The sequence below is a fragment of the Desulfomonilaceae bacterium genome (genome assembly GCA_041662605.1).
GTDB lineage: Bacteria > Desulfobacterota > Desulfomonilia > Desulfomonilales > Desulfomonilaceae > CAJBEZ01.
Genome location: JBAZSD010000028.1, coordinates 30463 through 56525, shown reverse-complemented (window position 1 = coordinate 56525; position 26063 = coordinate 30463). Strand labels below are relative to the sequence as shown.

The 26063-nt window shown below is 45.7% G+C and carries 25 protein-coding genes, 2 tRNA genes and 1 pseudogene; 8 read left to right on the top strand and 20 right to left on the bottom strand.

The features are described from left to right. Positions 1–441: 441 nt before the first annotated feature. The 7 genes from WC647_17135 to WC647_17105 form a co-directional block, all read right to left on the bottom strand. A tRNA-Phe gene (locus WC647_17135) sits at positions 442–517 on the bottom strand. A 100-nt stretch (positions 518–617) separates the two neighbouring features. Beyond that, positions 618–2465 carry a hypothetical protein gene (locus WC647_17130; protein MFA6224027.1) on the bottom strand — a complete coding sequence of 616 codons (1848 nt, stop codon included), beginning with the start codon at positions 2463–2465 and terminating at the stop codon, positions 618–620. Continuing rightward, entirely contained in the window at positions 2443–3285 is an 843-nt protein-coding gene (locus tag WC647_17125) for a MoxR family ATPase (protein MFA6224026.1), read from the bottom strand. The genes WC647_17130 and WC647_17125 overlap by 23 nt, the downstream gene beginning before the upstream one ends. A 163-nt stretch (positions 3286–3448) precedes the next feature. Continuing rightward, positions 3449–4639, bottom strand: a complete 1191-nt coding sequence (hemW, locus tag WC647_17120) for a radical SAM family heme chaperone HemW (GenBank protein MFA6224025.1) — start codon at positions 4637–4639, stop codon at positions 3449–3451. A gap of 66 nt (positions 4640–4705) precedes the next feature. Next, positions 4706–4779 (bottom strand) — tRNA-Gln (locus WC647_17115). A gap of 84 nt (positions 4780–4863) precedes the next feature. Next, a complete protein-coding gene (locus WC647_17110) occupies positions 4864–5451 on the bottom strand; it encodes an L-threonylcarbamoyladenylate synthase (GenBank protein ID MFA6224024.1) in 588 nt (195 codons plus the stop codon). A 273-nt stretch (positions 5452–5724) separates the two neighbouring features. Further along, the gene (locus tag WC647_17105; protein MFA6224023.1) at positions 5725–5979 is read right to left on the bottom strand and encodes a glutaredoxin family protein; all 255 of its coding nucleotides are present in this window, start codon (positions 5977–5979) and stop codon (positions 5725–5727) included. A gap of 231 nt (positions 5980–6210) precedes the next feature. On the opposite strand from WC647_17105, the gene gmd reads away from it, so the two are divergent. Next, positions 6211–7293: a GDP-mannose 4,6-dehydratase gene (gene gmd, locus WC647_17100; protein ID MFA6224022.1), complete on the top strand. Its 1083-nt coding sequence runs from the start codon at positions 6211–6213 to the stop codon at positions 7291–7293. Then, positions 7293–8237, top strand: a complete 945-nt coding sequence (locus WC647_17095; protein MFA6224021.1) for a GDP-L-fucose synthase — start codon at positions 7293–7295, stop codon at positions 8235–8237. The genes gmd and WC647_17095 overlap by 1 nt, the downstream gene beginning before the upstream one ends. Before the next feature lie 79 nt (positions 8238–8316). Here WC647_17095 and selA read toward each other — a convergent pair whose 3' ends face one another. Together selA and WC647_17085 are read right to left on the bottom strand one after the other, a co-directional pair. Next, entirely contained in the window at positions 8317–9741 is a 1425-nt protein-coding gene (selA, locus tag WC647_17090) for an L-seryl-tRNA(Sec) selenium transferase (protein MFA6224020.1), read from the bottom strand. 10 nt (positions 9742–9751) lie between these two features. After that, positions 9752–10354 carry a hypothetical protein gene (locus WC647_17085; protein MFA6224019.1) on the bottom strand — a complete coding sequence of 201 codons (603 nt, stop codon included), beginning with the start codon at positions 10352–10354 and terminating at the stop codon, positions 9752–9754. 79 nt (positions 10355–10433) lie between these two features. Between WC647_17085 and mtaB the strand changes: the two genes are divergently transcribed. Continuing rightward, on the top strand, positions 10434–11783 hold the full coding sequence (gene mtaB / locus WC647_17080) for a tRNA (N(6)-L-threonylcarbamoyladenosine(37)-C(2))-methylthiotransferase MtaB (GenBank protein MFA6224018.1): 1350 nt from the start codon (positions 10434–10436) through the stop codon (positions 11781–11783). A 68-nt stretch (positions 11784–11851) separates the two neighbouring features. On the opposite strand, the gene WC647_17075 is transcribed toward mtaB, so the two are convergent. The 6 genes from WC647_17075 to WC647_17050 form a co-directional block, all read right to left on the bottom strand. Then, a complete protein-coding gene (locus WC647_17075; GenBank protein ID MFA6224017.1) occupies positions 11852–13210 on the bottom strand; it encodes a hypothetical protein in 1359 nt (452 codons plus the stop codon). A gap of 114 nt (positions 13211–13324) precedes the next feature. Continuing rightward, positions 13325–13801 carry a transcription antitermination factor NusB gene (gene nusB / locus WC647_17070; protein ID MFA6224016.1) on the bottom strand — a complete coding sequence of 159 codons (477 nt, stop codon included), beginning with the start codon at positions 13799–13801 and terminating at the stop codon, positions 13325–13327. 57 nt (positions 13802–13858) lie between these two features. Continuing rightward, a complete protein-coding gene (gene ribE, locus WC647_17065; protein MFA6224015.1) occupies positions 13859–14323 on the bottom strand; it encodes a 6,7-dimethyl-8-ribityllumazine synthase in 465 nt (154 codons plus the stop codon). A 65-nt stretch (positions 14324–14388) separates the two neighbouring features. Further along, positions 14389–15603 carry a bifunctional 3,4-dihydroxy-2-butanone-4-phosphate synthase/GTP cyclohydrolase II gene (locus tag WC647_17060; protein MFA6224014.1) on the bottom strand — a complete coding sequence of 405 codons (1215 nt, stop codon included), beginning with the start codon at positions 15601–15603 and terminating at the stop codon, positions 14389–14391. Between the two features lie 13 nt (positions 15604–15616). Continuing rightward, complete coding sequence (locus WC647_17055) at positions 15617–16258, bottom strand: riboflavin synthase (GenBank protein MFA6224013.1); 642 nt, start codon at positions 16256–16258, stop codon at positions 15617–15619. 31 nt (positions 16259–16289) lie between these two features. Further along, entirely contained in the window at positions 16290–17051 is a 762-nt protein-coding gene (locus WC647_17050) for an ATP-binding protein (GenBank protein MFA6224012.1), read from the bottom strand. Positions 17052–17253: 202 nt separating this feature from the next. Here WC647_17050 and WC647_17045 point away from each other — a divergent pair, with 202 nt between their 5' ends. After that, on the top strand, positions 17254–19236 hold the full coding sequence (locus WC647_17045) for an ABC-F family ATP-binding cassette domain-containing protein (GenBank protein ID MFA6224011.1): 1983 nt from the start codon (positions 17254–17256) through the stop codon (positions 19234–19236). A 151-nt stretch (positions 19237–19387) separates the two neighbouring features. On the opposite strand, the pseudogene WC647_17040 reads toward WC647_17045, so the two are convergent. The 3 genes and pseudogenes from WC647_17040 to WC647_17030 form a co-directional block, all read right to left on the bottom strand. After that, positions 19388–19576, bottom strand: a pseudogene (locus WC647_17040) (hypothetical protein). A gap of 185 nt (positions 19577–19761) precedes the next feature. Further along, positions 19762–20118 carry a type II toxin-antitoxin system VapC family toxin gene (locus WC647_17035; GenBank protein MFA6224010.1) on the bottom strand — a complete coding sequence of 119 codons (357 nt, stop codon included), beginning with the start codon at positions 20116–20118 and terminating at the stop codon, positions 19762–19764. 4 nt (positions 20119–20122) lie between these two features. Continuing rightward, entirely contained in the window at positions 20123–20317 is a 195-nt protein-coding gene (locus tag WC647_17030; protein MFA6224009.1) for a type II toxin-antitoxin system VapB family antitoxin, read from the bottom strand. Positions 20318–20799: 482 nt separating this feature from the next. On the opposite strand from WC647_17030, the gene WC647_17025 reads away from it, so the two are divergent. The 4 genes from WC647_17025 to WC647_17010 all read left to right on the top strand — a co-directional run bounded on the left by WC647_17025 (position 20800) and on the right by WC647_17010 (position 24572). Continuing rightward, positions 20800–21975 (top strand): thiolase family protein, encoded by a 1176-nt coding sequence (locus tag WC647_17025; protein ID MFA6224008.1) that lies wholly within the window; start codon positions 20800–20802, stop codon positions 21973–21975. Further along, complete coding sequence (locus tag WC647_17020) at positions 21972–22460, top strand: zinc ribbon domain-containing protein (GenBank protein MFA6224007.1); 489 nt, start codon at positions 21972–21974, stop codon at positions 22458–22460. The genes WC647_17025 and WC647_17020 overlap by 4 nt, the downstream gene beginning before the upstream one ends. Before the next feature lie 110 nt (positions 22461–22570). Next, a complete protein-coding gene (oah, locus tag WC647_17015; protein ID MFA6224006.1) occupies positions 22571–23701 on the top strand; it encodes a 6-oxocyclohex-1-ene-1-carbonyl-CoA hydratase in 1131 nt (376 codons plus the stop codon). A gap of 91 nt (positions 23702–23792) precedes the next feature. Continuing rightward, positions 23793–24572, top strand: coding sequence for an enoyl-CoA hydratase-related protein (locus tag WC647_17010; GenBank protein ID MFA6224005.1), 780 nt, complete (start codon positions 23793–23795; stop codon positions 24570–24572). A gap of 27 nt (positions 24573–24599) precedes the next feature. On the opposite strand, the gene WC647_17005 is transcribed toward WC647_17010, so the two are convergent. Both WC647_17005 and WC647_17000 read right to left on the bottom strand, forming a co-directional pair. Then, on the bottom strand, positions 24600–25595 hold the full coding sequence (locus WC647_17005; GenBank protein ID MFA6224004.1) for a methyltransferase: 996 nt from the start codon (positions 25593–25595) through the stop codon (positions 24600–24602). A gap of 22 nt (positions 25596–25617) precedes the next feature. After that, on the bottom strand, positions 25618–26019 hold the full coding sequence (locus WC647_17000; GenBank protein ID MFA6224003.1) for a DUF6529 family protein: 402 nt from the start codon (positions 26017–26019) through the stop codon (positions 25618–25620). Positions 26020–26063: the final 44 nt, after the last annotated feature.

The window sequence follows — 26063 nt, the reverse complement described above, 5'->3', positions numbered from 1 at the left end:
ACAGGTTATTCGCATTGGTTCGGGTGGTTACATGTAACCATCCTGTAACCCTACTTAATATGTTGATCATATTATCTATTACTATAAAAACGGTTACAAAAGGATAGTATGTACCCAATGAAGATTTTCAAATGAAAATGAATCTTCCTTCCTTCCTGTTCGATGATGCGAAAAAAAACCAGTGGTTCCGCTCGAACTCGTGGTTAATAACGAATCAGTTCAGGTCCCGCTAATGCTTCAGACTTCCTTTGTGAACGCCATTGACAAATTCACTTACGACCACGGGCTAACCCAAATTCTAGTTGCGTCTAAAGCTGGAAAATAGAATGCTTGATAGCAGCGATGTTAGCAAAATGTTAGCATTTTTGAGATTAAGGTGATTAGTGAGTTAGTTTTGGGAGATTTTAGAATTGGAAGTTGTTGAAATCCTTGGTCATTACGTGGTGCCGAGGGACGGAATCGAACCATCGACACAAGGATTTTCAGTCCTCTGCTCTACCGGCTGAGCTACCTCGGCAACCGGAAGCTATACTAATGTTTGTGATGAGATCTGTCAACGGGTTTTGGCAAGATTTTGCCCCAAAAGGGTCCATCCTTATCCTTGCAGAGGCGCAAAATCACTTTTTCAGATAGTCACTCGCGTAGTTTCGGACACCTTTGTTCTTTAACATGTGGAATGTGCGCATCCTGTTTATATGAATTGGATTCAACGAGCCCAGGGGAATATAGACAATGCGTCTTCCCATAGTGCCGGCGAGTTTCTTCCAGCGATTGGTCGGTGGCTTACGGGCGGCATAAACTATTCCAGGCTTCTCGGAATAAGCTATTCCCGCCACAAGAAGCCTCTCATGACGAGTCGGCACAAAATTAAACGTCGGGTCCTTCCACACGTCAAACATTCGCATAGGCGGATAGGAAAGAATGAAACCGCCGTGCTCCATCCTGCTTATACCCGGCCCCACAACATCCTGACCAGGTGGAGTGGAATAAAAAGCCATGTCCGATTCCTGGGAGTGCTCCCCTAACCATGTCATCTCAAAGGTGAATTTTTCACGATCCAGGTCTTCATCGAATATTATTACTATAGAACCAAATTCCGGCGTTCCTTGCTCACGGCTTTTAATATAGATTCTATTTTTGTAGAATCGTCTGAGGGTCTCTCTGACATCGACCCCTCCCCCTATATCGGAGACAAATGGCTCCGTATGAGACTGACTTGTCTGCATTAGATTCGTGGCATGCTTGGCAAGAGACTCGCCCCACTTTTCTATTAGAACGTCTTCCGGTGGAAAAGAGCAAATATCTACTTCATCAGGATCGGAAGCCTCCCACTTCTGCTTCAGATGATCCTTCCATTTTCTGGAATTGACCGCTTTTAATCGATAACGTCGACTTGGGCCTATGAATAGTGACCTTAGCCTTTTGTGCAGGGTTATCTTGTGACCATAGAACTGAAGGCTCTCTTCATCCAACTGCACGGCCGCCGGATCGTTGGGATCGTTTTCCCAACTATAACCTGACATGAACTCATGAACATGATAGGCGAGGTCCTCATCCATAGCGGCGCGGGCAGATGACACCAGATGAAATAGGTCCGGCAATATCATGCCCTTGGCCCTTAACCATTTACGCAGGAACTGGGCCCATGTCAGTCTTACATATTCGGGGATTTCCTGCCGTGTTTGCTTCGCATAATACCCAATCGCCTCTTCCATCAAGCTTACGATCAGTTCGTGTCGATCCGGCGGAAAATCGGTTTCCATATCCTGCCGCCAATCCTCATACGCTTCCGTGATCCTCGGGATGTCGGTAAATCCCTTTTTCAAAGTATCCGGATGAAGCGGCGCAACCACAGCCGCCTTGGCGATTTCCGGTTTCATGAGTGGTATTGCGTGAGGCTCTTCAAGGATGTTGGCCAATCGATTTACAGTTCGAAAATTTCCAACAAACAGAATTCGTTCGAAACTGTGCGAAGCTTCTTGAAGACGGGCCGCAATATAGAGTTCACGATTGGGGTGGTCAGGATCGGGCCTGTCGGTCATAGACAGCCCAATTATGCTTTCCAGGAAAGTCTTCTGACCAATTTGATCTATTGTGTAAGCGTCAGGAAGTTTATCGGATGAACCATGGCGGTTACGCACTGTCGGGTCTAAGAACCAAACAGGGATATTTTCCTCAGTAGCTGACCGCACCGCTTCAATAATTCCGTCAGACCCATCTATTATCAACCCCGTGTACTGATCATTCGCATTTCCATATATGATCACAGAGTGGTATGGAAGACGACGGACCGCTGTGACGATTTGCTCACGTAGAGCTACCGGCGCCTCGACGCACACAAGGTCGGGCTGTTCATTGAGAATGAACGAACGAACCTGGCAGGCGAATTCGACGCGGTAATCAATTGAGCCAACCAGAGAAACCCGCCCTACCCTGACAACGTCAGACCAACGTCGGCCCATCATATGCGACACGCCTAACCCCTGTGATTTGGAATACTGCCTGGTTTAAAGCGCTATCCTCAGATAACTTAGGTCTGAACTTCAGGAGACGGTAAGCGAAACGGGATATGTTCATGCCATCCCTGACGCTGAGATCTTCGTCTTTGGCATGAGATTCCTGGAGCAACTCAACTACATGATCGATTAATGTGTCACTTGGACCACCTAGTTTTCCCCTGATTATCTTGAATTCCTCGTCGCGAGTCGGATAATCCATGTGAATTCCAGGCTGTAATCGGGAGTAAATATATTCGGGCACTTCAAAAGTGGAAGCGTCTTCGTTCATGGTTACGCAAATTCTAAATTCCGGTTTGGCCTTAATTTCAACACCTGCGATAATTGAATACACAGAACGGCGCATATCCAATAGTGAAGCGATTGAGGCCCAGCTCTTCTCACTCATTCGGTTCCCTTCGTCCAGAAGACAAATTCCACCGCGAATCATGGCCGTCACCAAAGGTGAGGCTACATATCGTATTTTCCCTTCTTCAGCAATCACCGGCGAAATGAGTAAATCTTCGGGTTTTGTATCCACAGTGCATTGGAAAATATAAAGGTCCTGCTTCATCCTTCCAGCCGCCGTAATGGCCAGGGAAGTTTTCCCTACTCCAGGCTTTCCGAGGATGCGAGGCTGCATCGGAGGGTCATCACCATCATCCGACCAGGAGGCGAGAAGTTGTGTCAGCGGTTCTTCCATGCCAACCCATTCAACGTCGAGTTGCGGTGGGTCCATAAGGTGAATCTCAACGCCTTTTACTACGATTTTGTTGTTCTGTTTCCCCATGTTGATAAATCTCTTCCCTGAATTACATAATGTCCTGAAAAATTCGTCTTTGCCGCGCATTTGTCAAGTTCAACGCAAATTCTATGCGACCACACATTTGGTGTCAACCAAAGGCGGGCGCTCCACGACCTTCATGAATGGCGCTACTCTCGACAGGCCAGGTCTAGACAAACCTTGAAAAAATGATGTTGGAAAGAAGACGACCACGATCGGTGAGTTTTACGCAGTCTCTTTCGATCACGAACAGATCGAGGTTCTCGAGACCACACAAAGTTTCTTTTACAAACAGGCATGCGTCAAATCCATATTGGGACCCCATTAACGCGAGGTCAACACCTTTATTTAATCTGAGCCCCATAATGAGAGCATCCTTGAGCCTGGTCACTGGATCCAGATCTTCCATGGAATTTGTAATGGGCCTTTTCGATGAGATCCCTTCAATATAACTTTGAAGCGTCTCCGTATTGGCGTACCGCGTGCGTCCCGTCATCCCGTGAGCGGCTGCTCCAAACCCCAGGAACACCTGGTCCGTCCAGTATTTCAGGTTATGTTTCGATTCCATTCCCTGTTTCGAGAAATTCGAAATTTCATATTGCTGGAACCCCACAGATCCTAGTTTCTGACATATCGCTTCATACATATCCGCTATGAGATCATCATCAAGAAGTTCGACGTCTCTTGATGTGACACTTTTTTCAAGTTTAGAGCCTCCCTTCACCTCCAGGAGATACACGGAAATGTGTTCCGGTTCGAGTTCAATAATTCCTTTCAGACTGTTCATTACAGATTTGAGTGTTTGACCTGGATATCCGGCCAACAAATCAACAGAGACGTTGTCGAATCCGGCTGATCGAACAGCATGAAACGTTCTCAGGAAGTCATCCACCGAATGGCGCCTGCCCATGGCTTTCAACTCCTGATCATTGAGGGATTGCGCTCCAATACTTATCCTGTTGATTCCAATTTCGCGACACAGAAAGAACTCTTCTTCCCGGTAAATTCCTGGATTCACCTCAATTGTTATCTCGACCGGATGGACTAAATTAAATTTCTTTGAAATGGAGGCTACCAATTGATTTAAACTCTGAGGGCTAAGAACCGAGGGCGTGCCGCCACCGATGTATATCGTATCCAGGTCACGAGGCTCCTCTTCAAGCTCCTGAATCGGCAAAATATCAGAACCGCTGATTTCCTCAGTGACGGCCTTCAAATAGCGGCTTTCCAGATTCGGATCTGAAGGATATGAAACGAATCCACAATAGTCGCAACGACTAAGGCAAAATGGTATGTGGATGTAGACTCCGATAGGGCTGGAATCAACAGGGAAACTTATGGGGTTATTATTCGATTTCATTTTTGAGAAGTGTTGGGTCGGAGGGGGATAATTATTAGTGTGGCGTACGATGAGAATTTTGGTTATTGGCTGGGGGACGAGGATTCGAACCTCGGTTAACGGGGCCAGAACCCGTCGTCCTGCCGCTAGACGATCCCCCAGCAACAACGAACCCATATTAGGGATGATGAGCCGTTTCTGTCAAGGTTATTTCATTTGACTTAACTTTGGGTGTAGTTTCTAGCCTATTGTCCTAAGGCTCTTGAAATTCGTTCTTCGGAAATCGATCCAATTCTGACCATGCTCCACGATTCATCAGAAACATCAATAACCGTTGAAGGCATGCCTCCGGGACATGACCCATCATCCAACACCTCATCGACCGAACCAACCAATTCAATGGGTATCTCGTCAACAGTTTTCGGAGCCGCTTCCCCTGAAAAGTTAGCGCTGGTAGCAGTGATCCAACCACCAACTTCCGCGGCCAATCGACGCGCTGGGCAATCAGGTGGCACTCTTACACCAATTTTGCCGAATTCATTTCGGACATAACGAGAAAACTCCTTCTCGGCATCCAACAGAATAGTGAGGCTTCCTGGCCAGAATGTTTTCATGAGAGTCCTGGCTATTGGAGAAACATTAAATGTCTTGGAATTCACAAATTCCTGGCTGGCTGCTATCAAAGGTAATGGACTTTCTGAAGATCTTCTTTTGATTGAAAAAATTCTCTCAACGGCTTTACCAAGGAATGGATTTACGGCAATGGCATAATAAGTCTCAGTGCCAACTATAACGGTTCCTCCTTTCAATATTGCCCTAATAGCTTTCTCCATCTGTAAATTCGGCTTCTTAAGCCAATTATCGGAAACAGTTATCAACAACTGTTGGTACCTCTAAACATACTTGCAACATGCGCTAAAAAGGAAATGCTGACTCAATTTAAACCATTAACATATCGATATGGCATCAGTTATTTAATTGTCCGCCATAGCGACAGCCTATGGCAAACCGACAGTTTTTCGAACGCAGGTCGCATTTTTGACAGGTCTACATAAAAGTTATCAACAGGCTCCGACAAAATTTCGGCCCAACGGTTTATAATGAGTCTAATGGGGAATACCTAGCGCTTCCTTAATTTCCTGTTCCTTAAAACCGACTATGACTTTTTCACCTATTATTACCGTGGGAAAAGCGCACTTTGATGTAAGCTTTTTTATTTCGTCCAGAATTGGCTTTCGATCGTCGTCTGAGAGTAAATCTACGTCCGTGAACTCATATTCTATTCCACATTCCCCCAGAAATTTCTTGCAGGCTTTGCAATGACTGCAGGTACTCAACGAATAAAGTTTACATTGTTCCATCTTGTATCTCCTTCAATTCAACCATGGAAATTCAATTTATCAATCACTGTTCAAATAACATAATTTGTCGGTTTCAATGATGACATTTTTCATTACTACCTGAACCTAACTATGCAAATTGAAGCTATTAGATCATTTTAGTTAGTCTTTTCAGATGGTTGTTGACGTTAGTTACCCATAATGTTATCGTTAAGTTTCGTCATTTTATTTCCAAAAGTCGGGTTCTTACAAATGTCACAAACTGAAAACAAGAGGGCTCTAATTACCGGGGTAACCGGACAAGATGGCGCTTACCTGACAGAATTTCTCCTTCGTAAAGATTACGTTGTATGTGGTGTTAAAAGAAGAAGCTCGTTGATCAATACCCAGAGAATCGACAATTTTTATGAAGATCCCCACTTCCCAAGTCGACGTTTGATCCTTGAATACGGCGACATGACGGATTCTACCAACCTTATTAGAATCATTCAGCAATTTCAGCCTACGGAAATTTATAATCTTGCGGCGCAAAGCCATGTCAAAGTTTCATTTGAAACACCTGAATATACCGCAAATTCAGATGCGCTTGGAACGCTTCGATTGTTGGAAGCGATCCGCATCCTGGGCCTTGTAGACAAGGTACGTTTTTATCAAGCGTCAACAAGTGAACTATACGGGATGGTCCAGGAAATACCTCAGAAAGAAACCACGCCCTTCTACCCCAGAAGTCCCTACGCCGTGGCCAAGCTGTACGGTTACTGGATAATAAGGAACTATCGTGAAGCCTATGGCATGTATGCTTCCAACGGCATACTTTTCAATCACGAATCACCTCTGCGGGGTGAAACCTTTGTAACCAGAAAAATTACGCGGGCAGTTGCAAGAATAAAACTGGAGATGCAAGAAAAACTCTTCCTGGGCAATCTTAACGCCAAACGGGATTGGGGCTACGCGGCAGATTATGTGGAGGCAATGTGGCTGATTCTACAACATCATGAGCCTGACGATTTTGTAATAGCAAGTGGCGAAAATCATTCCGTCAGAGAATTTGTAGAGCGAGCCTTCAGGGAGGTCGGCATTTCTATTATATGGAAAGGGTCAGGCGTAGACGAAATAGGGATAGATTCAGAAACTGGTAAAGAACTGGTCCTTGTTGACCCCCGATACTTTAGACCAACTGAGGTTGATCAGTTGCTTGGAGATGGAACCAAGGCTAAAGAATTATTGGGATGGACCCCTCGGTGCGATTTCTCCCAATTGGTTCGGCGAATGGTCGTCGCCGATCTCAGAGAAACCGAGAAAGAACAGTTGTGCAGAACAGCGGGATTTAATTGATGAGTTCAACAAAACCTAAGGTATTCGTCGCGGGTTCCACAGGCATGGTGGGATCCGCTATTTGCAGGCGACTCTCTTTGGAAAATTATCCAGTGATAAAGCATCCCGGTCGCAAAGTCGATTTGCGTAACCAAACAGCCGTGTTTGATCTAATCAAGAGCGTCCAGCCCCAATGGGTTTTTCTCGCAGCGGCCCGAGTTGGAGGGATATATGCTAATAACACGTTTCCTGCTGAATTCATTTACGACAATTTGATGATGCAATGTAACATCATGCACGCGTGCCATGAACTCAAGGTAGAGAAATTGCTTTTCCTCGGGAGTTCCTGCATATATCCCAGATTGGCTCCTCAACCCATAAAAGAGGAGTACCTGTTAACGGGACCACTCGAACCTACCAATACTCCGTACGCTGTGGCAAAAATCGCCGGAATCATCATGGCCCAATCTTATCGAAGACAGTATGGAGCAAATTTCATATCAGTTATGCCTTCTAATCTTTATGGTCCTTTCGACAATTTTGATTTAAAGAATTCTCACGTATTGCCGGCATTATTAAGAAAAACACACGAAGCTAAAGTTTCCGATTCAGATTATGTCGAAATTTGGGGTTCAGGTTCCGTTTTGCGCGAATTCCTGCACGTGGAGGATCTGGCTGACGCTGTTGTATTCCTCATGAAAAATTACAACGAATTGGGCATTGTGAATATAGGAACAGGTAAAGACATTTTGATCAAGGATCTGGCTGAATTGGTAAAAGACGTTGTAGGTTTCACGGGCGATTTACGTTTTAAAGTGGACATGCCTGACGGAGTACCGCAGAAATTGTTGGACATCTCCAAGATTACAAGCCTCGGATGGCAACCCAAAATAGGCTTGAAAGAAGGTTTGGAATCAACCTATTCCTGGTACCTCGAGAATATCGATCATTGCAGGAATTCATAGGGCCTGCGTTAAAATTATACCGCGATTTTCTAAGAAACGGTTTATCGTGTGATGGATGCGGCTTTGAGGCCCGAACTGTTCAGAGCCCTTTCTCAACGAGACTGAACGCAGTAGAGATCAAATTGGGGATCATTTCGACCTGATCATCCAACAGGGTTCTAGGGTCAATCACTATGCAATCATCCTTGGCTAGCGCTACGACCGGTGGGTCTCCTCGTCTGAGGGCGCTTTCAAGACGAGCGGCGGAGAAATTGAGAGGTTTTACGCAAACGCGGGGGCCAGGGAGGTCACTCATAGGTAAAGCGCCTCCACCTACTCTGCCGGAACCCTGTTCAATGCTTATTTGCGCTCTTTGTCCCATGGCAAATTCCAAAGCTTCGGCAATTTTTGAGGCGTCTATCATCAGATCGCCCTGACTTTTCTTGATCATAGCCAGAGTGGGTATATAATTTGTCGGATCCGATGATCGGGTATACTCCTGAAGTGTGGCCTCCAAACCGGCAAGGGTTAACTTGTCCATTCTCAGAGCCCGTGCCAGCGGGTTTACAGCCATTTTATCAATCATTTCCTTCTTTCCGGCTAGAATCCCCGCCTGTGGCCCACCCAACAGCTTGTCCCCGCTGAAACTGACAACGTCAATCCCTTTGGCAATAACTTCCTGAACAGTGATTTCTTCCGAGAGTCCAAAAGGAGACAGATCAACGAGACATCCGCTTCCCAGGTCCATCATTGTAGGCAGTTCGTAATCTTTGCCTATTTGAGTCAGTTCCTCCAAAGATACTTCGCGCGTAAATCCTACAATTCTGTAATTGCTAGTATGAACTTTTAGAATAAGAGCGGTACTGTCGGTTATGGCCTGTACATAATCCTGGGGATGGGTCCTGTTGGTTGTCCCAACTTCCCTCAAGACGGCCCCGGATTGGGCCATAACTTCGGGGATGCGAAAAGAGCCCCCGATCTCGATCAACTCACCTCTCGAAACGATCACTTCCCGCCCTTTAGCAATTGAACTCAAAGCCAGTAGAACCGCTGCGGCGTTGTTATTAACCGCAAGAACAGCTTCCGCTCCGGTTAGTTCTTCCATCAAGGATCTCAAATGCGCGTTTCTCTGACCACGCTTACCCTTTTCCAGGTCATATTCAAGGTTCGAGTAAGAAATGGCCGCCTCAAAAATTCTTTGCGCAACTTCCCTTGACAACGGGGAACGACCCATATTTGTGTGAACAACCACGCCAGTGGCATTAATGAGTTTATGAAGTTTACGGGATAATCGCTTTTCGACTGCAAGCCGAATTTTGCTAACCATCAAATCCGGGGCAAGGTCTTCAGAAATCAATTTGTCATTTCTAATGAGCAAGCGCACATTGTCCAGCGTAGATGTAATGATCTGTTTTACTAATGTCGGAGAATATAAGTTTAACAGGCGCTGAATATCAGGATTGGAAAGTAACCTGTCTACTGAAGGAATAAGACTGAACAAAGATTCAGATTTCTTGTCCGTCACGATCCCGCCCCTATGATGATTTGATCTTGATTGACTTGACAAATTCCTCAAAGGTTGTGGAATAGGTCTTGAAATCTTTGGCCGGAGCAGAAAATTCGACATTGATTTCGTTCTTGTCGGTAAAAATTTTCAGACCCCATGACATCAAACGATTCGTATCGGATGGAGGTTTTTCTTTTGTTAGAATCGCTTTCGAATTCGAAATCCTTAAGGTTTTTACCCGATCCAATCTGGTGTCGGTGTTGGCAGTTTTCTTGAATGCGTTTATCATTGCGCTTCTCGATCCGATGAGCCGGTCACCGACTACGATATATATCTCCGCGGAGTTTTTGGTCCATTTAAAAATATGAGGTTCGTCAACCCCTTCCGCCTTAAATCCTTCAGGGATCTTGATTTCCATCACGCCGTCTACAACATGGGCCTGGGATGGACTTGTTTGCGCGGGTTGGCAGTACGCCGTTACAGGGGTCAGGATGACCGATAAAGTCAAGATCATCAGTATAAATATTCCCGAAATCGCAATTCCAGGAAAAGGCGCCCAGGAGGCGGCTTTCGTTCCCAGGAACCTTATTGGTTCGCTGTCAGGATTACACTTCCCAACGTATCGAGTCATCCAGTCTCCGGATTCCAGGATTGCTTAATAGAAAATACTAACTTGAACATTTCCGAAATTGTACCACGGATACAAAAACATGTCAAAAATCATTACATCTGACACCACCCTGCCTTCCCGAAAAGCGCATGTCTATGTGATGGGATGCAAGGTGAACCAGGCCGAGATTGATAGTGTGGCAGGCTTCCTCATGGAGAATGGGTTTGAAATAGACCAACACAGCGAAACGCCGGAAATCATTTTTGTTAACACCTGTTGTGTTACTGATTCAGCAGCCGGAAAATCCCGTCGTATGATTCGAAAATTGGCGGATCAATATCCATCCTCCAGATTATTGGTTTCCGGTTGTCTTTCTGAAATCGATCCCGAGATGATCAAAAGAGTCGCTCCGAACGCTGATGTCCTCGGGACATATGACAAAGACCGTTTTCAAGAAATCATTTTCGCTAAATCATCGACTGTTTTAGAATCTAGTCTTATTCCAGCGTCATCGTGTCTAAAATTTTCCAGTGTGTGGAGATCATTTCGGTCATCCAGGAGTCGGGCTTTCCTGAAAGTTCAGGATGGTTGCTCGCATCGCTGTTCCTATTGCGTTGTACCGATAGCGAGGGGACCGTCTCGCAGTATGAATGTCAAGGAAGTCATAAACAATGTTCGAGACCTTGTTAAATCAGGATTTTCCGAGATAGCTTTGACGGGGGTTCATTTAGGAGCCTACGGTAGAGATCTGTCTCCGAGATCGTCTCTCGACTGTCTTATCGCAGAGCTACTTGCCAACACATCAAATTGCCGGTTTAGGTTGAGTTCAATCGAACCTCAGGACTTTTCTGATGAGTTGGTCATGTTGGTTTCACAAAGTTCCAGAATTTGCCGGCACTTCCATATTCCTACGCAGAGCGGAGACGACGAGATTCTCAAACGGATGTTCAGGCCTTACAGGACTGGTTTGGTTCGCGACCTTGCGGATAAGATTCTAGAACACGTAACCGACGCTTGTTTGGGCATGGACATAATGGTTGGATTCCCAGGTGAATCTGAATCCTCGTTCCAAACCACCCTGGAATTTGTCAAGGGATCTCGTTTCAGCTATTTTCATGTATTTCCATTTTCTCCCAGAAGGGGAACAGTGGCATACGGGCTTCCCCTACGGACTCCTAACAAGGTAGCTCGCTCAAGAGTGAAGATTCTTCGGAGTCTCTCAAATGAACGGCGCCAGGAATTCTACAAGAGATTTGTAGGACGGGCTTTAGAAGCTGTTGTCGAGTCGGTTGGAGAAGATTCTGATGGATGGGGTAAAGCTCTCACGGACAATTACCTTTCCGTGAATGTTAGCGGTCTGGATAAGGGACTTAAGAGAAAGATTGTGCCGGTTAGAATCCACACGGTGTCCAAAAATGATGTTATAGGATCACTTCTACGGGAAAAGTAAAATTACGGAGGGTAATTGTTGGTAACACGTCACGGGATTCTGTCAGTGTGGACTTAAATTACGTTTGCTTAACCCGAATTGTCACGCTTCCTGGTCAGCTCGATAAATTCCTTGGCCTTCGAAAGATGGTCTCTGACCTTCCGCAAGTCCTCGGGTTTAGCGTCCTGAAAATAATTGGATACCGATTCACAGGCAAGATATGTGTGAGATATTGACTGTCTGATTAATTCATGGAACTGGGCGTATTTCGAAGGCGGGATTATCGAAAAGACCTTTGAATCAAGTATGCGTAAATCCCGCTTCAATGATTCGAGTTTCAGGTTAAGATCTTGAACCGCCACATGCGTGTTCGCTTCGCTAGGGTCGTAATCCTCTAAATTCAAGCTCGGGGCTCTTGTCATTAGAAGTGACAGCTCTTCCAATATTGGGGTCGTTTCCGTGAGATAAATTCGTAGACCCCTGCTTGTTCCGACTTGTTCATCCAGGGGAGAAGGAATGTGTTCCTTTGGCGCGATAGATTCTGTAAGGTTTTCAGTGGCGCCTGGCGCCGATTCTTGTGTCTCTTTGACCGGAAGCTGTTCTTTTTCAGTCGACTGGCTAGGAGATTCAACCGGGGTTTGCCCTGAATTCTCAACCACGGCGCCAGTAGATTCTTTAGAAAGCGTTTCATTGAATTCGGGCGCTTCCGACTGAGCCTTCTTTATTTCTGATTCATGTTTCGTTTCCTCAACAGGAATCTCAGTGGCTTCCTTTCTTGTTTCCAGGACTATCCAGTCTTCCGGCGCCAGAGCTTCATGATCTTCAAGAGCCTCAACCGCAGGAGCTTTCAATGAGCCTTTAATGGGTTCCAACTCTTTGATTTTGGGCGCAATTAGGTTCTGTCGCCTTCCTAACGCTTCCTTGGCAGGCTCCGGAAGCGCTTCCGTAATATTTATGGGAGCTAAAGGAGTCCCCATATGGGGTTGCTCTCGTTCGATGCGGTTCTTGACATCCTGCAGATCTTCTTTTTCATGTTGCTTGATTGTTTTTCCATCACTGTAATCAAAGGGTAGATGAGTAACAGGCGTCTCCTGCCGATCTTCCAGTTCTGATGGCCCAGGAATTTGTATGACTGGCCCAGGCTTCTCCGGTGAAACGGGTTCCGTATTTTCAGGCTCAACAGGAGCTTCCACCGGATGAGGCGCCTCCTCAACTTTGGGTTTGACCTCCCCCACGATCTGATTCATTTTTATTTCGGGAATAAATACCTTGTAGCCGGATGGTCCGACTGGAGCGTATGTTCCGGCGCCCTGACTTGATTGGGCATTAGGCGCCCCTTCTTGCGGCGCGTTTGGTAAAGACTGTCCCAAAGTGTCTGAGCTGAAAGTTAAAACCAACAGTGCAGACAACGTTAATATTATCGGTTCTATGGCTTGAAAACGTTTCATATCCAAGCGCTCAGGCGCAATTCACTACGCCTATAAAATGCTACAAAAACTTCTCAACAGTACTTCAAAATTGCTAATAGCAAATCATATTTTATTTTATTAACTTATTTTATATTAGTCAAGTTGATCATTAATTTCAGGTGTATCGGAGTCCAATGAAAGGTCTAGCCTTACAGACCTGATTCGGTCCAACACTCCATTAATAAAGGCTCCTGAATTCTCAGCTCCGTATTTTTTTCCAATCTCAATAGCCTCATTCAGGATTACGGCGGTGGGGGTTTCCGGAAACGTGGTCATTTCAGCTATGGCCATGCGTAATATGTTTCGGTCAACCTGATTAATTCGATGAAGCTTCCAGTTCTCTGAAAATTCTGAGATCAGGCGGTCTATGGAGTCTTTGTGGTCCGTAACCGCTATGATTAGAGCAGATGCGAAATCCATTGAGACTCTATCGGTTTGGACAACCTTTTCCGGATCCGATCCAAAGTGGGTTTCCAAAAAGCGGAGAGTTCTCAATGGAGACTGATTCAGTGTTTCCGCGGAGAATAATACTTGCAACGCGAATTCACGAGTTTTTCTTCTGGAAGGCACTCTTAAATAAACATTCTCATGTCATAAAATCGGTTTATTTTATTGCTTTTAGCCATGTCATATAGATTTTAGCAAACTAGCCATTTCTATGGCCGACATAGCAGCCTCAGAACCTTTGTTGCCACCTTTAGATCCAGCTCTTTCAATCGCCTGCTCCAAAGTGTCTGTGGTCAAGACACCAAAGCTTACAGGAATCGTAGATGTGAGAGCTGTCTGCGCTACACCTTTGGACACTTCCGACGCGATAAAATCAAAATGAGGAGTGGAACCTCTTATTACAGCGCCTAGAGCTATAGCCATATCAAATTTCTTTGAGTGCGCAGCAGCGTTAATAACTTGCGGTATTTCAAACGCGCCCGGTACCCTGACAATCGTTATATCTTCAGACGCCATGCCATGTCTGACTAAAGTGTCTATGGCTCCATCGATAAGCCTGGACACCACAAAATCGTTAAAGCGACTAGCTACCAACACTGCTTTAAGACCGGAGGCGTTAAAGACGCCTTCAATCATTCTAGTCATCAAGCCTCCCTGTAAATCGTGATTTAGGCGCCGCGGACACCATCAGGCAGACGCGGCTGCCCACATTAGCACGAGGACAATTCATATAGATGTCCCATTTTTTCCTTTTTGGTCTTTAAGTATCTAAGGTTCGTCGAGCAGGGCTCGCAAACTATTGGAACCTGCTCAATAACTTCAAGGCCGTAACCTTCCAGACCTACAATCTTGGTGGGATTATTGGTCATCAAGCGCATTTTTTTGACACCCAGATCGGCCAGCATTTGCGCGCCGATACCGTAATCCCGAAGATCCGGTTTGAAACCGAGTCTCAAGTTTGCTTCAACCGTGTCACATCCTTGATCCTGAAGAGCATACGCCTTGATCTTGTTCAGCAAGCCTATTCCGCGTCCCTCCTGCTGCATGTACAATATTACGCCCTTGCCGGCCTCTTCCACCATGTGCATGGCCTTTTCCAATTGATTGCCGCAATCACATCTTTTCGAACCAAAGACGTCTCCAGTTAAACATTCGGAATGGACACGAACAAGGGTTGGTTCCTCCGGGTTGACTTCACCTTTTACCAAGGCCACATGATTGTGATTGTCCACATCGTTCTCATAAACGATCAGCTTGAAATCACCCCCGAACTCTGTGGGTAAAACAGTTTCAGCTCCTCTTCGAACGAGTTTCTCGGTGCGCATTCTGTACTTTATGAGATCCTTTATGGTACATATTTTGAGGCCATGTTTTTCAGCCATGATCATAAGGTCCGGCAAACGGGCCATTGTGCCATCTTCGTTCAAGACCTCACATATTACCCCGGCTGGGGCTAAACCAGCCAATCTTGACAGGTCTACACTTCCTTCAGTCTGGCCGGCTCTCACAAGGACACCACCCTTGCGGGCCCTAAGAGGGAAAACATGGCCAGGGGATATTATGTCACCAGGTGTTGCGTCCTCATCCACTGCCGTAAGAATGGTAACAGCACGGTCATAAGCGGAAATTCCAGTGGTTACTCCCCTTGTCGCTTCAATTGAAACAGTGAAATTGGTGCCAAAAGGGGATTTGTTGTCCGACACCATCATCGGCAAATCTAAAGATTCGATCTTTTCTCTGGTCATGGACAAGCACAAAAGTCCTCGCCCGTATTTGGTCATAAAGTTAATGGCCTCCGGTGTTACCTTTTCTGCGGCCATAGTGAGGTCACCCTCGTTTTCACGATCTTCGTCATCAACAAGAATCACCATTCGTCCTTGTTTTATCTCTTCAACAGCCTCTTCTACACCTACAAGCACGCCCATTCAGGCATCCTCCCTAGATAAATCCATATTTTCGCAAAGTCTGTTCATCGAGCCCAGGCTTGCTTGACCAAACGTTTACAAATTTTTCCACATACTTACCTATTATATCGAACTCAATATTGACAGTATCATTGATCTTTTTATCGGTCAACCCTGTCAAATCAGAGGTATGCGGGATGATCATAACCCAGAATCGGTTTCGTTCAACTCTATTCACCGTTAAACTGACGCCGTCTATGGCGACACTACCCTTTTCCACCAAGTATCTGGACGAATCAACCTCAAAGCCAAGCAAAAAGCCGACACCCACTTGACGTTTTTCCACTATCCTCCCCAGACAGTCTACATGTCCTGAAACTATGTGCCCTCCAAAACGGGAATCCATCCTCATCGCCTTCTCAAGATTTACACCTGCGCCGTTTTTGGATTGTCCAAGGGTCGTAACATTCAACGTTTCAGGAGAAACATCCATTGAAATTTGTTTACTCTCGATCGACACCTTTGTCGCTGTGAGACATACTCCGTCAACGAGGATTGAATCCCCTTCCTTAACGTCCGTCAAATCCATATTCGATTTTATTACTAGTCTGATGAAATTCTGATAAGGCTCGATAGCCCTTATCACTCCTCTGCTCTCGACTATTCCTGTGAACATCCCGAATCCCTGTTGAGTCTATGCCTTTTCATTAATGAAGTTCTGTTCCGGTTAAGTCTGGAAACAAGTGCCTTTTGCGCACCCGTCCCATGGATGATAGTAAGCTCGATTTAATATCTGGGACCTGTGTTTCCAAGTCAAGCAGCAGTCTTTTTACCCAATGTCTCCTGGAATCCACCATTCCCTGGAATATGCACCCGCAGGCCACTATAGGCAATCCCATTTCTTCAGACATTTTTGAAGTAATCACTTCTCGAACATAAACAAGAGGTCTGATAACAATGTTGGCGCCATTGTCGGCCGTAAGCTTGGGACTCATCCCTTTTATCGATCCATTAAAAAACATGTTCAAAAGCAGAGTTTCAATGAAATCATCCAGATGATGACCCAATGCGATCTTATTCCATCCATTTCTTGAAGCGAATGAATACAGAGCGCCTCGCCTGAGTCGTGAGCAAAAAGAACACGGATTTGTGCCTTTGGTGAGGTGCTTTGAAACAATAGAAGGAATATCTGAAACAATAATCGTATGAGGAATGTTGTCGCTTTTCAGTCGGCAGGCCATTTTCTCCAGACCGTCAGCGTCAAAATCTGTGGCAAGGGTGACAGCGGCGACATCGTAGTGAATAGGGGCCTTCTTTTGCAGGGCTAGCAAGGTATAAAGAAGGGACCAGGAGTCCTTGCCTCCGGAAAGAGCCACAAGAATTTTGTCATTTTCCTCAATTAATGAAAAATCACCGATAGCTTTCCCTACAAGGCGTGTAATTTGTCTTTTGGTTGCAATCTTGGACATTTATTTTTAAAATTACGAGAAAAACTATCCACCCTGCTCTTGATAAAATCTGATTATAGAATAAATTATATTATTAATCTTTTCAATTAAGAGGAAACCATCTGAAAGAATTTTCAGGGCTCGTTGGCGAAATCTTTACAGGCAAGATTCATGTAAGGTTTGATATCTTATTGACCTAATAGTCCATTTCTGGAGACAATAATTGATTTTCTTAAATAATGTAGCCAAGTATGTTCAAGGCAGAGCGCTTTTCGAACAATTAAATCTGAATATTCACAGAGGAGACCGAGTAGGAATCATTGGACCCAATGGAGCTGGAAAATCAACTCTACTGGGAATGATGGAAGGCCTTATCGAAACGGACAAGGGAGAAGTTACGGTCGAAAAGAGAATAAAGATAGGCGTCCTACATCAGGAAATAACTCAAGGGAGTGATGGTCCGATTCTGGAAGAAGTTATGAATGTGTCGGACCGGCTCAGAGCCATAAAACAGAGACTGCGGGAACTTGAAGGGGCTATGGGAACACTTGCTGAAGATTCATCGCAAGCCTCGGAACTTCTGGAGGAGCATGGTCAGCTCCAAAGTGAATTCGAACAATTGGGTGGCTATTCTCTCGAGGCTCGAGCGACCAAGACACTCCAGGGTCTGGGTTTCTCTTCAGAAGATTGGACGAGAAGATGGAGTGAATTTTCCGGCGGCTGGCGAATGCGTGTGGCGCTGGCCAGGATTCTTTTGTCAGAACCGGACGCCCTGTTGCTTGATGAGCCTACAAATCATCTTGATTTAGACAGTCTGCTTTGGGTAGAGCAATACCTTGCCGATTTCAGGGGAGCGCTTGTTATTGTATCCCACGACAGGGCGTTTCTTAACAAACTGGTGAATCGTATAGTCGAGGTCGACGCAGGGAAAGCTACGACATGCTCCGGAAACTTTGATGACCATGAAAGAACGAAAGAGACCCAACAGGAAATTTTGGTAGCGTCATTTAAGAATCAACAGGAAAAGATTAAAAGAATTCAAAAATTCATCGACCAAAACCGTGTAAAGGCAAGGACCGCCAGTCGTGCCCAGAGTAGACTGAAAATGCTCGACAAGATTGAAAAGATCGAACTTCCAACTAAACAGAGACGGGTAAAATTCACGTTTCCTCAACCTCAACCTTCCGGGAGAAGGGTTATAGAAATCCTCGGTTTGGTTAAAAAATTCGGTTCCAAAACAGTTTACAACGGGTTTGATTTCAAGGTCGATAAAGGAGAGAAAATAGGGCTGGTAGGACCAAATGGAGCCGGAAAATCCACGTTGCTCAAGATTATGGCCGGAGTCTTACCTTATGACGACGGAGTTGTTCAACCGGGCCACAACGTGAAGGCCGGTTACTTTGCCCAGCATCAATCTGAAAGTCTGAATTCAGAACTTTCGGTTTTGTTGGAAGCCACCTCTGTTGCCCCTGGCGCTTCCGAACAGGAAGTGCGCAACATATTGGGGGCGTTTCTGTTTTCAGGTGACGATGTGTACAAGAAAGTCAAGGTTCTCTCTGGTGGAGAAAAGAGTAGGCTGGCTTTAACGAAAATTATGCTGGCTCCTCCTAATTTCCTGCTAATGGATGAACCTACAAACCATCTTGATATTCCTTCTTGCGAAATCCTTGAAGAGGGACTTAAGAAATTCTCAGGAACCATGGTTCTGATCACACATGATCGTAGGCTGATGAACTCTGTTTGCACCGGGATTCTGGAAATTCACGACGCTGGAGGAGATTTTTACCCTGGAAACTATGATGATTATCAGTTCAAAAAAGACCTGATGAGTAAAGAGGTTCAGAGTTCTCCACCTGAAGTCCACTTTGTCAACCCTGTGTCGCAGTTGAACCAGGCGAACCCGGGCACAAAGGACCAACGAAAAGACAAAAAAAGGAAAGACGCTCAGACGCGACAGGCTCTATCCAAAAAAATGGGTCCGTTCAAAGAACAGATCAGGCTGATAGAAATTGACATGGGGAAAAAGGAGATTCGTCGGAAAGAGATTCAGGACTTGATCGCAGACCCCAAAATTTACGAGGACAAAGACACCTTGATGTCCCTTCTCTCCGAGGAACCGGCTTTATCTAAGGAAATAAATGCGTTGGAAGAACAATGGGAGCACCTCCATACGGAACTCGAAGCATTGGAGCTTCAGTCCGGGTGAGATCTGTCGGTCCGCGTAATTTCTCCAGTAGTTTATTACGCGCAGCGTAAGTTCCACGGAATAAAGAGATAGCTTTATAGATTATCTATTCATCAACGGATTCGGCTTTTTTCAGTTCATCCACAACACGGTGGACATCGCCGAGACATCATTTCCCAGATGGGTTTTTGGAGGCGCATTTACAACCTCCAAGCCTCTTTTCAGCCATGATCCGCTCCATGATCAATGACTTGCCGTTGCAGGCAAAATCTTCTTCCAGATCATGTTTGGTGTAGCCAAAACAGTAGCAGATCAATGGGTCTTGGTTGCGTTCATCGAGTTCATTGGAATTGGTTTTCAGGGGTTGTTCTCATCCATTTCGCTGAGTTCTTTTTCGATCAATCCAATATGGCCTTTGAGGATTGGAGCAAATAATAGATAAATCAGATCCGCGGCGCGTCTACCAATGGACATGAAGTCACTCGATCCGCCATGAATATTTTTGGTTAAAAAGGTTTGTCGGCGCAGTGATGAGCAGATGAAAAGTTAGTACGCTATCTCCAAGGTGGTGGCAATTGCGTTGAGTCTTTTGTCGAGTGTCCATAATGGGACAGTAGTCAATATCGACGAGGCTAGGATGTGCGCGTCGACATAACCAAGTCCTTTGCCCATAAGATGACGAGTCTCTATGAACTTCATAACGTCTTCATGTTCAACAAATTCAGCCATGGGAAGAGCCTGCAGGAGAGTGAGTATTTCAGACCTATTTTTGATATTCCCGCAAGCGAGTTCGCCGATTACAAAAGGATGACAGAAGACTGCCCCGTCATTCAATAACGCCTTAAGTACTGTGTGGCCGGCGCGCAGATGGGCAACCCATATGGACGTGTCAACAAGTACCATTCCGTTAGCTACTTCTTTGTCTACGAGGTATCGGCATTAACTTTTTTTCGGTCCCCCCGAGTTTAGCAAGCCGTTTGCCACTTTCCAGCGCAATCAACGACTGAAGCCCAAGCCTGACAAGGGCTGTCTTCTCTACAATTCCGGTCAGTTTGGAAGCCTTTTGAATTAACTCATCATCTATGTTTAGTGTTGTTCTCACCAGTAAACTCTTTTCCTCATATGCGTTTCTGTATGATATAGTATGTATATTTTATGTGTATTTGTAAAGAAAACCAACTTTTTTGAATACAAGATGTCTTATTAATAACCAATTTTCACTTGACTGAAAAATTGAGTTGGAACCACATTTGATTAATTCGGCGTCCAACTCATCCTGGATGAATTATTTAAAGCCATTCACAACAATTTTAACGGTGAATCCGGCGCGTTCAAGAATTCAGTATAGGCTACAATTTTCTATTGCGTATGAATTTATAACAGGGTAAGATTTAATTTGGACAAGCGATGACCTCGTCCAGATGATCTTTAGTCTCAAGCTGGAAAGAGCCCGAACTGCAGACGAAAATTCCGGATCTCAATTATTTCTCGTTGAGATTTATGAAAATTCGTTAGGACGTTCGCTCAAAGTAATTTTTATAACCACTTTTTCGGACCAGATCTATAATCCGGAGGTATCTATTTATGGATCGTAACGTGTGCGTTATCGCCGGAGGAATGTCCAAGTGGGGGGTAAGAGACGGCAGTCAGAGAGATTTCTTTCAGGAAGCCGCGAAGGCCTGCTACGATGACAACCCTCAATTGAACCCAAAAGAAATTGATGGGTTACTAGTGGCATCCGCTTACACTGAGAGAACTTCTTATCAGACGCATCTTGCTCCACTTGTGGCAGAGTATGTTGGGGTAAAACCCAAAAACATTTGCGCCAGGGTAGAACTACTGTGCGCGAGTGGAAGTTCCGCGATAATTCTGGCTTTTGCCATGATTAAATCAGGTCAGGCCGATGTAGTCATGGTGGCCGGCGGAGAAAAACTTTACACCCCGCAGAAATGGGAAGTTTTCTACAGCGAACTGGCCTCTGTGGACCATGATTGGGATGGTGGCCAGGGACTAGGGTTGCCACCTCCTGTCTTCGCAATGGTGGCCAAGCAGCACATGCTTCAGTATGGCACGAAGAAGGAGCATCTTGGGACCATCTCTGTCAAGAACAGGAGAAACTCTTCCAAGAACCCCAAAGCCCAGTTTCAAACTCCAGTAACAATGGAAGAGGTTATGTCCGGCAGGATGATTGTGCCCCCGCTTACGCTTTACGATTGCTGCCCGATCACTGATGGGGCAGCATGCGTCGTTCTGGCGGCTGAAGAAATAGCCAAGGACTTGACGGACAAACCTCTTGTATACATTAGAGGAACTGGACAGGCCTCTGTAAACAACATGTCCGCGAACATGCCTAACTGGACCACCTGGGAAGCCTTAAAAATAGCAGCGAGCCAAGCTTATTCAAAATCCAAGGTGGACCCCAAAGAGGTCAATGTAGCCATGACTCATGATTGTTTCACCATTTCTGAAATAATCGAAATGGAAGATCTTGGGTTCTGCAAAAAAGGAGAAGGCGGATTCTTTGTGGCCGACGGTCAAAATGATTTTGGCGGTCAGGTGCCCACAAATACTGACGGCGGGCTACTCGGATGCGGACACCCCTTTGGTGGAACAGGAATCAGACAGGGAATTGAAGTTATGCGTCAACTGCGAGGAGACGCCATCCAGCAGGTTCCAAACGCAACCGTTGGGTTGACCCACAATTTGAGCGGATTTATAGCCGCCCATACTGTTCTTGTTTATGGGAGGGAAGTGGCATGAGCACACCTGGAATTTCCATTTTGGATGGAAAATACATGGTCACCATGGACCTGTTCCCTCAACAGTCCAAGGAATTCAACCAGATCCATGAATTTTACGAGTTTCTCAAAGAAGGCCGATTTACTACCACAAAATGCAAGGACTGCGGATCGGAGCCTTTCCCTCCGAGGGTCATGTGCCCGGACTGTTACAGCACAAATATGGAGTGGATAGACTGGCCCACAGTCGGGACAGTTATTGATGTAACAGAAGAAGCGGTAGGTGTCCCCTTGGGCTTCGGTAAACCTCCGTTGGTGCATGCTTTGGTCGATCTGGACGGCAAGAAGACTTTTTTTGTCCGGATCATCAATTGCAAGACCGGTGAATTGAAATCGGGCGACAAGGTCAAGTTATCCGTGTTTGATGTGGATCCGGTTCCCCAAGAAGTTGGCAGGGAAGTAGTTCAAATTCCTAGGGTGTTTTACGCTTTCGAGCCAGTTAAATAACCCGGACGATAGTGTGGAAGTCTAGGAATTCTGTTCTGTTCATAGGCACTAAAGGTAACAAGTTTAGCCCCGACATTTTTCGGGCCAAAACCAATAATCAGGAGGATCAAATGACTTTGGAATGGTTGCCTCGCGATAACGGACCTAAGAATCACGTTCTTATCGGCGCTGAGCATTGGGGCACAGACGCTCCCTGTACCGTATATGAAAGAAAACCTCTGACCAACCCCAAAGGAGAGGAAATCCCGGGTCTATATGTAGCCTGGATCCGACTCAACAATCCCAATCAGTATAACTCCTACACCACTGAGATGGTGAAGGGCGTCATCGCTGGATTTACCGCTGCGAGTCAAGATAGATCAGTAGTCGCGGTGGTGTTCACCGGAACAGGTGATAGGGCGTTCTGTACGGGTGGTAACACAAAAGAATACGCCGAATATTATAGCATGAGACCCCACGAATACGGCGAATACATGGATCTGTTCAACGGAATGGTGGATTCCATCCTTGATTGTAAGAAACCGGTTATTTGCCGCGTAAATGGGATGAGAGTCGCCGGTGGCCAGGAAATAGGAATGGCCTGCGATTTGGCCATTTCCAGCGATCTCGCAATATTCGGTCAGGCCGGAGCTAGACATGGTTCAAGCCCAGACGGTGGATCCACGGATTTCCTCCCATGGTTCCTTTCCATGGAAGACGCTATGTGGAACTGTGTAAGCTGCGAAATGTGGAGCGCTTACAAAATGAAGGCTAAGAACCTCATCTCCAAAGCAATTCCTGTGCTCAAACAGGGCGATAAATTCATTAGAAATCCTTTGATAGTAACTGACACATATATAAAGGACGGAGAGATCGCTTACGGTGAATTCAAGACCGGGGATGACGCCAAGGCGGCAAAGGAACTGATGAAGGAGCTTCCAATTGACTTCACCCTGCTGGACAAGGAAGTCAACAGGATTATCTGGACATTCGCCAATCTGTTCCCAGGATGTTTGATCAAGGCGGTCGACGGGATCAGAGCCAAGAAAAAATTCTTCTGGGATCAGTCTAAACTCCCCAACAGACATTGGCTTATGGCCAACATGAATTACGAGGCGTACCTAGGGTTCAACGCTTTTAATACCAAAAAAATTACTGGAACAGACGTAATTGACTTCATTAAATGGAGGCAATTGATTGCTGAAGGGGCCCCTGCTATAGCTGAGACTTTCGCGGAAGTTTTAGGAAAACCTAAGGCATAGTCGTTAATTCTTTGACTTCAATTGCGGCGGCCCGCTTGATCCTGTTTCAGTGGGCCGTCGACCAAATAGCTCCATCTGAGGATCCTGTAAAATGGAATACCGTTTGATTAGGGTTGAGAAACTTTTTGAAGAGTCAGTCATTAAAATCGTGCTGAACTCACCAAAAGCCAATGTCCTGGAAGCAGCCATGCTGGGCGAAATATTGGCCGTGATCAAGGATCTGGGCTCCAGCAAGAATTTTAAGCTCATAGTTTTTGAAGGCGAGGGGAAGCATTTTTCTTTTGGCGCCAGTGTTCCAGAGCACACGAAAGACAAGGCGGCCATGATGCTCAAGTCTTTCCATGAGTTGTTCTATGGACTCGCTGACTTGGGGATCCCCACCATGGCCGTTGTGAAAGGCCAGTGTCTGGGAGGCGGAATGGAATTGGCCCTGTTCTGTAATTTCATCGTCGCCGATTCGACGGCATTTTTTGGCCAGCCAGAGATTGTGCTGGGTGTATTTCCTCCACCAGCTTCCGTAATGCTGCCTTTGAAAATAGGGCAAACATTCGCCGATGAAATAGCTCTCACCGGAAGGTCTGTAGACGCAAGAGAGGCCGCCAAGATAGGACTTGTGAATCTTTTGTGTGAAGATGGTCAAGACGCATGGGAAGCCTCGTGCAAATGGATCGAAAAGTATATTCTCCCCAAGAGCGCATCCAGCCTGAGAATCGCCAATTTTGCGGTCAGAACCCAATTTTTTAGGGCTATTCGCGAAGACCTACCTCGAATGGAAGGTCTCTATCTAAAGAACCTGATGGAAAGCTGCGACGCGAACGAGGGAATCCAGGCCTTTTTGGAAAAGAGAAAACCAAACTGGAAAAACGACTAGTTTTCACTCAAAACTCGTCTTGTGACCTTATTTAAGGGCTGTGACAACCTGATCCATGTGCGACCCTCCACGGAGGACCTGGATGTCGTGAAATCCACTTAGAGCGAGGTCCTCACTAATCTCCTTGAATGTGTAGGTAGATCCTTCCCCAGTTGCTACAAGCATATTCACGGCAAAGATAGCGCCATCTTCAGGAGCAACTCGCGATTCCTCCATGACATGGTCTCTAATGATGATCAGACCATTTGGATCCAGACATGCGTGGGCTTTTGAAAATAGTCGCTGGTTGCCTTCACGCCCGTTCATGTGAATGATTGCGGAGAGCAACACAATGTCATAACCAGCGGGCAACGGATCAGTTTTAAAATCACCCTTTACAAAATTGATTCGATCGGCCCATTTGCCGTCGGAAATTTTTTCGGTGGTGATTTCAACGACCAGAGGAAGATCAAATAGAGTGGCTCGAAGCTCAGGGTTCAATTCTAAAAGGGCTCTGGAGTAAATCCCAGAGCCTGCGCCGACATCCAGCAAACTGGTTCTATTTCCTAGATTTATATCTTTGGCGATTGCCAAAGCCCTATCACGTCCAACTACCTCCATGGCTCCAATAAAAGCTTCGATATCTTCCCTTGATCTAGCTGCCTTGAAATAAGATTCAAAATCAAAATCTCCACGAACAATGGCTGTCAGGTTGGACCAACTATTCCACATGCGTACCCGATGTCTAATCAGGGGCAATATTGACTTGTCCGAGTCCGAATCGAGCCATTCTGATAGTTGTTGATCAACCGAATATGATGAGCCGTCCTTGGTCAGGAACCCCATGGCGACAAGAGAATCCATTAGAATTTCAAGCCCCCTTGGATTCCAACCGTGAATTTCGCATAGATCATGAACTGATTTCTTCGTCCCTTCACGAAAATTGGAAAACAGATCCAGTTCAGCGGCCGACAGCAGTATACGCGCCTTCTGGAACCCGGAGCAGATAGCGTCAATGCGCTGAGGGTCAAATTTCGTGATCATACTATAACTTCCTCCCGTGGATTCATCCTGAAATACGCTTGAACAGAGCCACTCCAGCGGAACTCATGGCAATCAGAATGGTCCCGATCATCAAATACAATCCTATAGAGGGCAGGCTGCTCATGTATAATTTGTAACGCCTGACGACAATGAGTTTCACAATCAAAAGAGAAAAAACAACTATTGCCGTAAATCCATGGACCAAAAAATTCACTGGAACATTTTCAAAGAATGCGATTCTAGGAACCATGTATATGAATAGACCAGTAAAAAGAACCACGAAACAGAGTCCCAGCCATCGGTGCAATGACCTAAGACTATTTCGCCCTCCCTTGCGGCCTAACACTTCAAGAATCACAAGGGTGTTGACTGCCCCTATAACAACTAAAGTGATTGCGCCCGTAAGAACTATTGACTCAGCCATGGCTCCTACCTCTCAATTTATGAATTTCCAAAGTCGATGATTTC